The sequence below is a fragment of the Collinsella aerofaciens genome (assembly GCF_020709435.1).
In the GTDB taxonomy this organism is placed as follows: Bacteria; Actinomycetota; Coriobacteriia; order Coriobacteriales; family Coriobacteriaceae; genus Collinsella; species Collinsella aerofaciens_AU.
In genome coordinates this window covers 1-2,391 of the sequence record NZ_JAJFDP010000034.1, presented here as the reverse complement: position 1 = coordinate 2,391, position 2,391 = coordinate 1, and the positions used below count along the sequence as shown (strand labels likewise).

Annotated in this window: 1 protein-coding gene and 1 tRNA gene; both read right to left on the bottom strand. The window is 61.7% G+C overall.

Annotation, left to right across the window (positions count from 1 at the left end):
• Nucleotides 1–58: 58 nt before the first annotated feature.
• Nucleotides 59–134: transfer RNA gene (locus LK493_RS09975), tRNA-Gly, on the bottom strand.
• Between the two features lie 132 nt (nucleotides 135–266).
• The gene (locus LK493_RS09970; protein WP_227790915.1) at nucleotides 267–2,000 is read right to left on the bottom strand and encodes a glycoside hydrolase family 13 protein; all 1,734 of its coding nucleotides are present in this window, start codon (nucleotides 1,998–2,000) and stop codon (nucleotides 267–269) included.
• Between the last annotated feature and the right edge of the window lie 391 nt (nucleotides 2,001–2,391).

The following is a 2,391-nucleotide window of genomic DNA, read 5'->3' as shown; positions in this document are numbered from 1 at the left end:
GAACTTCTGACCTCTTCCGTGTCAGGGAAGCGCTCTCCCCCTGAGCTAAACGCCCAAATGGAGCGGACAACGGGGCTCGAACCCGCGACCCCAACCTTGGCAAGGTTGTGCTCTACCAACTGAGCCATGTCCGCTTACGAGGATTAATCTTACGTGATGCCCGCATCCTATGCAAGAACTTTTTTTGAAAAGTTTTGCGACGCTCTCGCGAGGGCATCAGTCGTCACGAAAGGCGTGGACAAACGCAGGCTCGCAGCGAGATGCCCCTACATCTCACCGAGCATGATCCAGGCAGAGCTGTCCTGTGCGAGCCTGCCGTCTGCAAGCGGTGATGAGGTGAGCAGGACCCTGCCCGCCGGCAGCTCCACGGGTGCTGCACCGAAGTTCGTCACACACGTCCAGCCGTTATCGCGGCGATAGGCGATGACGCCGCCCTCAGCGCCCTCGGCACCATCCGCAAGACCGGTGCGCCCGTCAAGATCGAGCCACGCAAGATCGTTGGCGCACCCGCGCAGCTTGCGCCGCAGCCAGAGGGCGTCACGATAGAGCGCAAGCATCGATGTCGGGTCCGCTTCTTCCCTATCGACAGCGTAATCGGAAAACCATGCAGGTTGCGGCAGATGGGGCGCCGCATCGGCGTCCGCCGGCGAAAACCCAAACGATCCGCCCTGCGCGGGATCGTCCGCCGCCACCCACGGCAGGGGCACACGGCAGCCGTCGCGCCCCTTCTCACGCTTCGGTCCGCGCGTATTGGTCGCAGTAGGATCTTCGAGTGCAGCCCACGGGATGTCAGCCACCTCAAAAAGGCCGAGCTCCTCACCCTGATACACGTATGCCGAGCCCGGAAGCGCCAGTTCAAGCAAAAGGGCCGCCCGCGCGCGGCGCTCGCCGAGTTCACGGTCCTCGTCATAAGACGACCCGTCGCGTAAGAGCCAGTCGAGCGCAATCTGGTGGTAGCGCGTCGCCTTGATTTGCGGCAGGGCATAGCGTGTCGCCACGCGCGGCACGTCGTGGTTGGAGAGTACCCAGGTCGAGGCGGAATCGGATTCGACGGCTGCCTTCAAGCCCTTCTCGATTGCAGTGTGCATGTCATCATAGGTCCAAGTGGCCTTGGCAAACTCAAAGTTGAATGTCTGGCCAAGCTCGCTGGGACGCGCGTAGAGATACTGGCGCTCGGGCAGCACCCACGCCTCGGCAACGGCACTGCGCGGCGGATTATAGCGGTCGAACACGCGGCGCCACTCGCGATAGATCTCGTGGACCTCATTGCGGTCCCACAGCGGATGGGTGCCGTCGTCAACCATGTCATCGCCCTCGGCGAGATGCCACCGGTCGAGGTCATCGCGGTCGAGATCCTTGGCGAGACCCTGCGCCACATCAATGCGAAAGCCGTCGACGCCTCGATCGCTCCAAAACGCCAGGACGTCGCAAAAGAGCGCGTGAACCTCAGGGCATGACCAGTCAAAGTCCGGCTGCTCGGGCGTAAACATGTGCAGATACCACTGACCGTCCGCAACACGCGTCCATGCGGGGCCGCCAAAGTTGGCATTCCAATTGGTGGGAGGCAGCTCGCCATGCTCGCCGCGACCATCGCGGAAGATATAACGGGCGCGTTCGGGCGATCCGGGGCCGGCGGCAAGAGCGGCTTTGAACCAGGGGTGCTGGTTGGATGAATGGTTGGGCACGATGTCGACGATGACCTTGATGCCGCGCGCGTGAGCCGCAGCGATCATGTCATCGAAGTCGTCAAGCGAGCCGAGACGTGGGTCGACATCGCAGTAGTCCGCCACATCATAGCCGCCATCAACAAGAGGCGAAGGGTAAAACGGGCTCAGCCAGATGGCCTCGATACCCAGCCGCTCAAGATAGTCCATCTGCTGGGTAATGCCCGCGATATCGCCCAGACCCGAACCAGTCGAATCCTTAAACGAGCGCGGGTAGATCTGATAGATCGCGGCATCGGACATCCATGAGCGCGAAGAAGACTTTTCTGTAGCCATGGGGCGTATCTCCCTTGCAACGAGGTTATGCGAGATGCCCACGATGATACGCCCAAAGCGGACATTCGCGGCAAACAACGCCACAGCCACGACCCAAAACGCTCGCCCCCTCTCGGGTTCAAGCCTCCTGGGACGAATCGACCGATTAGTGAAAAGAACGGAAGACCCACTTTCCCGGCCACGACAGCGAGCGGGCTCCGGGTGCCCCAGGTTGCCGCGAAAGAGGAGGGAAGCGTACTTTATGTACGCGACCGACGATTGAGGGGCAAGATGGGGTGCCCGGGGCCCGCGCAGCGTCAACAAAAAACGCGGTTCGTTAGAACCGCGTAAGATAGTTGGAGCGGACAACGGGGCTCGAACCCGCGACCCCAACCTTGGCAAGGTTGTGCTC